Source organism: Areca yellow leaf disease phytoplasma (assembly GCF_041920595.1).
The window spans coordinates 57,219-63,601 of sequence record NZ_CP169277.1; the positions used below are offsets into that span (position 1 = coordinate 57,219).

5 protein-coding genes and 1 pseudogene are annotated in these 6,383 nt (G+C 30.0%); all 6 read right to left on the reverse strand.

All coding sequences use genetic code 11. The annotated features are described in order from the left end of the window. Positions 1-2,276 precede the first annotated feature (2,276 nt). Positions 2,277-3,337, reverse strand: a pseudogene (gene nrdF / locus ACEW7V_RS00300) (class 1b ribonucleoside-diphosphate reductase subunit beta). A 324-nt stretch (positions 3,338-3,661) separates the two neighbouring features. Then, entirely contained in the window at positions 3,662-3,844 is a 183-nt protein-coding gene (locus ACEW7V_RS00305) for a hypothetical protein (RefSeq protein WP_374695511.1), read from the reverse strand. A gap of 5 nt (positions 3,845-3,849) precedes the next feature. Next, complete coding sequence (locus ACEW7V_RS00310; RefSeq protein ID WP_374695512.1) at positions 3,850-4,206, reverse strand: hypothetical protein; 357 nt, start codon at positions 4,204-4,206, stop codon at positions 3,850-3,852. Between the two features lie 215 nt (positions 4,207-4,421). Further along, positions 4,422-4,907, reverse strand: a complete 486-nt coding sequence (locus ACEW7V_RS00315) for a hypothetical protein (RefSeq protein WP_374695513.1) — start codon at positions 4,905-4,907, stop codon at positions 4,422-4,424. 73 nt (positions 4,908-4,980) lie between these two features. After that, the gene (locus ACEW7V_RS00320; protein ID WP_374695514.1) at positions 4,981-5,199 is read right to left on the reverse strand and encodes a hypothetical protein; all 219 of its coding nucleotides are present in this window, start codon (positions 5,197-5,199) and stop codon (positions 4,981-4,983) included. A gap of 39 nt (positions 5,200-5,238) precedes the next feature. After that, the gene (locus tag ACEW7V_RS00325) at positions 5,239-5,817 is read right to left on the reverse strand and encodes a ribonucleotide reductase N-terminal alpha domain-containing protein (protein WP_374695515.1); all 579 of its coding nucleotides are present in this window, start codon (positions 5,815-5,817) and stop codon (positions 5,239-5,241) included. Positions 5,818-6,383: the final 566 nt, after the last annotated feature.

Below are 6,383 nucleotides of genomic sequence, written 5' to 3' on the forward strand. Positions count from 1 at the left end.
TTATTTCGTTCAGTTTACGTATTGCTGTTCTACTTCTTTAATTTCGTCTAATTGAGAGAAAGTTCAAAAAAGAAAAACCTTGTTTCTACATTTGAATTCCAAATGATAATCTATCACAGCATCGTTAAACATAGCAATTTTAGAGCTTGGCAAAAATTCATCTTGCTGCCCATCAAACCCAAAAGCTAACTACTTTTTTAAAACCCAGGATTGGAATAAAATTACTTGCTATTAAAGCAGCATTTTTTATTAAATGATTTGCATTTACAAATTCTTTATATATGAATGAAAAAGGAATGGGTTTGATTCCTGAAAGACCCGCAAAAAACTCTAGCATTATCTGAAAAAGTATGCCCCATCGGAATGACGCCAATCAAGTACATTATGTTTTTGAGAATAATCTGGTTCATAATCATCAAGATTAAAAGCCATAACTTTAGAACTTGTAAATGAATAAAATAACATTAAAAATAAAAACTAAATAATTGTAATTTCTTAAAATAAAGTTTTTTAATAAAAACAATATAACCTCTTTTTAAATTTTATTTTATTATGTATTTTATATTTAGCATAATTAAAATATTAATTAAAAAAGATTGATTACTTTCATATAAAACACCACCATTTTTATTGAATTTATAAAAATATATAAATCAATCAAATAATTATCTAGTTCACAACACATAATATAATCGTCCATAATTTCTTTATACATTATCGTGATGAATTATTTTTATTATATCATGTTTATAGTGTATTTATTAAATATTTAATAATATAAAATATTTAATTTTAGTGCCAAAAAGTTATTTTTCTTTAAATAACAATGCAAAGCATGTTAAAATTTTAAAAACAGAAAGAAAAATTTGAAAAAACTAACAAACAAAAAGACATATAATAAACCATTCATATTTTTTAGGAATTTGTTCTTTTTACAAAAAAGATCGAGATTTTCTAAAGTAATAGTCCACATTAAAATACCTATAATTAAATTAAAAAAAGACCACAATAAAGAAGCAAAAATAGTCCATGGATTTTGTAAATTGATACCCAAACCAAATAAAGCTAATAATATTGTACCAAAAAAAAGAAATCATAAAAGGATTTTTGGTTTGCAAACGAAATTGAGGACTAAATTGAATTTTTTTAATATTATATAAATAAGTGGCAAAAGCAACAATTAAGGAATTTGCTATAATAGGGATTATTATCAAAACCAAAGACAAAGATTTTAAAAAGGATCATTATTTAATTCCAGAGAGTAGTGACAAAACCTATAAAAATAAAACCTGAAACTAAAGCAAATAATGAAATCCCAAATTTTAATAAAGGATTGAAAAGATAAAACCCAATAGCCTATAAGAAATGATGAAATTGCTAAAAATCAAACCCCATGGCACCATTAAGATACCAAAATAAAGTTTTATTTTAGTGTCTATATTATTTACTTTTAATAAATCATCAATAGCAAGTTGACAAAATGCAGAGATATCAATAATATAAATTTTTAATTTTAAAGATTTAATAAATTCTAAATATTTATAAATATTAGATTCGATTTTGAAAAAAAGATAAGCAGATAAGCCACCAAATACAAAAAACACATGATAAAATAAAAAATTTAATAAAAACAGTATTATGAGTTACTAATTTGATTTTTTTACTTAATTGGTAATTTTTTTTGATTTTTAATTTCTTCAATTTTTTCTTGTACTAAAAAGTAATATCGTCATCAGGATTACGTGGTTTTAATATTTTTTTACTCTTTAGAAGGATTAATTAAGTATTCAAAAAACCATATTAAATACCTCTTTTTTTAGAATTTATAAGTTGTTTGTTTTTCTAAAATAATTTTGGCGAAAATGATTTAGGTTTGGGTTTGATTTGAAAGTTATATATTTGGGATAAAATTATGAAAGGGTTGCTTGATTTGGGATAGATTAGTGCAACAAAATAAAGGATAAGAATAATGATAAATTGCTATAAAGATTATAAAACACACAAAAACAAAAAAAAACAACAAATTATTTAGTACATTCGCATGTTTATTTTCTTGTAACATGTTTATAACCTCCTTTAATCTTTCCCTCATTGATGTGTTTTTTCTTCCCCAAAAAAAACTTTTCAATGAATTAATTTTATTTTACCACTAAAAGCGAGTTTATACAAAAATACTTATTTAGTATAAAAGAAAGAATTATGATAAATAAATGTTTTTAAAAACAAAAAAAGCTAGTTTAAAAACCTAGTCTTTTTTGTTTATTGTTGATTGTGTCTTAAAAATAAAAATCTTCATCTTGCAACGCCTCGAGAGGCATTTTTTGATAACCGTTTCCTTTCATAGAAAAGATTATATCCATAAAGTTTTAGTCTCAGTATTAAGTCCTATTAATGATAACAGGATTTACATTTTCGGATGGAAAAAAAGCATCAAATCCCCAAATTCATTAAAGCTTTATTGGCGTTATAACGCACAAATTTATTAACATCATCTTCTAAATTTAGTTTATGATAAATGGCATGAACTAAGGAAGTTTGGGTTTGATAGAGTTGTTGCATCAAATCATCTAACCATGTTTTTAAAGTTTGTTGGGTAGGCTTATCAAACAGTTGATAAATTTCAGTTGCAAGACGCCCCACATAAACACCATGAATACTTTCATCACGAATAATTAAATTAATAATTTCTCCTGATTGCATCAATTTACCTGACCATGTAAAAATATAAAGAATAGTAAAAACCACTGTAAAACAACCAAGTTTCTAAAAAAACCGATACTGCCATAGCTTGCCACTGAGTTTTTTTAAATTCCAATTCACTAAATTGTAAGGAGGATTGTTTTTCAAATAAATTTGGTCTTCCAAAGCCTCATAAACTTTACAATTACTTGCATCATAGTTTGAAGGTTTGTTTGCTGGTTGCCCCACAAAAAAGTTGATTAATTTCTTTGTTAGTTAAATAGCTCATAAAATATATTAGAATAACTTTTAGCATGTACTGCATTTTCCATAGCTCCCATAAAATTAAGGGTAGCTTTTTTTTTGAGTGTTCATATGTTCTTCTAACGAACGAGCAATAACAGGCATACCCAAATCACCTTGATAAGTATCTAAAAAGTAAGAACTAAAAGATTGCGGGAATAAGCAGTTTTTTCTTCTAAGGTAAGTTCACTCCAAGCAGCAAGATCACCTTGCAAACTGATATCTTCAGGACGCCAAAATTGGCTTAAATTTTGTTCATAAAAAAATGGGTATATTTGTCTTCTAACACATTCCAGTTAGCTCCTTGAAAAGGGCTTTTAGAAGTTGAGTGGGGTTGGGAATTTTTGGTTTTCATTGATTTACTCCTTTTTTCTTTTAGGGTTTTTGAATTTTTCAGTATAAATTAATTGGGATAAAATTGAAAAGGGTTGTGATTTGGGATTGTAATTTGGAAAATAATGAAGGTATTTATTTTGATATAAAAGGGGTTGAGGCAAGAAATAATCGTTGTTAAGAATAAAAAAAGACTATCCATTTGATAGCCTTATTTTAGCAAAAACAAAATCACAAAAAAAACAAATACAAGAAGCAATCAAACTTGCCTGAGATTTATAAATATAGTGTATTAATGAAAGTTTTATTCCATTAATTATTTTTTATTCGGTTTTATAGGGTGCTTTTAAACACCACAAGCCTCACATTCATCAATTTTTAGCTTTTGGGTTCGTGTGTAATAAAGGGTTTTTATCTTTTTATGATGAGCATAAAGATAGTATTTTTGTAATTCACGCGTAGTAATATCAGATGTAATACCAAGTTCAAACGAAATACCTTGATCAACGTGCTTTTTGGGCAATGGCAATAACATCAATGAGGTCGTATTTGTTCATTTTTATAAGCAGTGGTGACACCTAAGGAAGCTTGTTTTAAGGCAGGCATTGAACAGTAAGTTTTGGAGTTGCCATAGGTGCGTTCCTCTACTAATTGTTTTACAGGAGTCAAAGGAGTTGCTCCATAATATGTCAATTGAGCCGTTTGGAGCCACTGCGAGGCGATGAAAGAATTGTAGAGCCCAAATTGCATAACATCTTGTTTGAGTTGGTGCCAATCGTTTTGCGTGGGCAAAGGTGATGTTTTGGAACATTTTTTTGATTTTGGCAGTTTTGGGTAAAATTTCACCGCGATTGTCAAAATAACTACCATCAGCGTATTTGGATTGTTCAAAAACTGATAAAACTTTTTACCTGTGGTTTTAGCTTTATTGCAGAGAATGAAAGGCTGTAAAAAATTAACGGCATTGAAAAAAGCACATCAATTAAATCTTTGTTTCTTCACTTCCAAAAAGCAATGTAATTTTTGAGCTAAAAAACCGTGATGACCCATAATTTCAAGCTATACACCATGATTGGAAAGGTATTGACACGGCAACAAGATGTTTCCTAACTAATGTTAGTGTTTTCAGAAACACAGTTCATTACTTCCATCGCCATAAAAACAGTTTCTTGAATGGTATTGTTAGTAATCATGTTTCCCATGTGTCCTGATGCTAGATTGCATGAAACGTCCATACCAATTTCGTCTTGTTGGGTTTGATGGTAATCTTTGTAATGTGAAGTGATAGTGGGTTGGAGGATTTCAGTACATAAATTAGAAAACTTGACTTTCAGATCGGAAGTGTTTGCTTGATTGGTGTTGTCGCAAAACATTAAGTAAGGATAGCCTGATTCGCCTTGCATGTGGGCAATAAGTTCTAAGAGTTGGCGTGGATTGATGGCTTTTTTTTGCACTTTGGGATTGGCAACTAGAATATCGTACCAATAGTCCATATCAACTGCGATGTCAGCAAAATTTTTGCCGTATTCTAAGAAAACAGTGTGCGGGAAAAAGGTATACATAACTTCGTTGTTGCGGGCAAGTTCAATCATTTTATTAGAACTACAACGCCCAAAGATAAAGTTTTGACACGAACATCCTCGTCAGCGCTTAATTTTTTCGTACTTAAAAATCAATGATATCGGAGTGAAAAACGTTCAAATAAACAGCTCCAGCACCTGTACGTTGTCCCATTTGATCAGCATAACGGAAAATGTGGTCTAATAATTTGCACACACCTACAACACCTTTACACACGCCTTTGATGCCTTTGATAGATTCACCTTTGGCACGCAAATTAGTGATGTTAATCGAAACGCCACCGCCAATTTTGGAAAGTTGCATCAGAAATTCATTAATGCGTGCAATGTCGTTTAAAAAGAGTCACCAGCTTCTAACAAAAAGCAAGAGACAAATTCGCCACGCGTGTTTTTCCTGTGTTGAGCAAAGTGGGAGTTGCAAAGGAGTAAAGTCTTGGTTGATTAAGGATAGAATGAGGCGTTTGGCAATTTCAAAGTCACCTTTGGCATGATAAAGGGCGTTTACTGACAAGCGGTCTTCGTAGGTTTCTAAATAGTGTTGTTTGTCACGAGTTTTAAGGGCGTAATCGTGGTAAAATTTGAAAGCTCCCATAAAAGTTGGGAAGAGTGAATTTTTTTGGTAGGCAATTTGGTAGATTTCTTTAATTTGCGAGTGGGTGTATTTTTTGCAAAAAGCACTTTCATAATATTCGTTTTCTTGTAAAAAAGTTAATTTTTCTTGCAAAGTGGCAAAACGTTTTAGTTTGGGCAAAACTCCTTCTTGCAAAAAACTTTGTAAAGCTTCTTTATCTTTATTGAGGTCTTTGATGTTTCCTTGTTCATCAATAATTTGATTGTTGAAGGTGTAATCCAAGGTGGCAAAACGGTTTTTTGGGGTGAGTGTTTGAAGTTGTGCTTGCGTTTGGGATTGATAAGAAGGCAATTTTTGGTCGTTACAATAGCAAGCAAGCCATTTTTAAAAAGCTCTTTCTTCTGGCATGCCCGAACCTTCAAATTTAGAACAAAGGCACATTGTAAGTAGAAAGCGATGGTGTCGCCTGCTTTGCCATAGTTTAATTTTGTGCCAGACACAGCAACACCTATTACTTTGGTAGCGTTTTTGTCTAAAAGTTTTGGCATCATCAGATACTTGTCCAAATTTCACACTGCGAGTAAGTAAAAAAACGTTTTCATCGGTTTATTTTGGAAAGACATCTTGGATATTTTGAAAGAAGAGTCTAGACTTTGAGCCATTTTATAAACGACCTTGCAAAGAGACCATCCGCAAATAACTGTTTTTGGGAAATAAGGCTGGCATTAAAAACTCCTTTTGCTTCTTTGGCTTTTTTTGTGATTTTTTTTTTTTTGCAGTTTGATTTAATTCATATTTGCATTTTCAATAATGTTGAGTTAATTTAATACGAAAAAGTTAAAATTGTTTGAAATAAGTTAGCTTACTGTCAAATATATTACGTATTTTAAATAATAAATTAAATTTAGCAATACGTA

Bases quoted from the DNA above. Each gene is read 5' to 3' on its own strand.
- ACEW7V_RS00320 (WP_374695514.1), bottom strand. From the start codon at position 5,199: ATGCAACTTTCCAAAATTGGCGGTGGCGTTTCGATTAACATCACTAAT.
- ACEW7V_RS00315 (WP_374695513.1), bottom strand. From the start codon at position 4,907: ATGATTGAACTTGCCCGCAACAACGAAGTTATGTATACCTTTTTCCCG.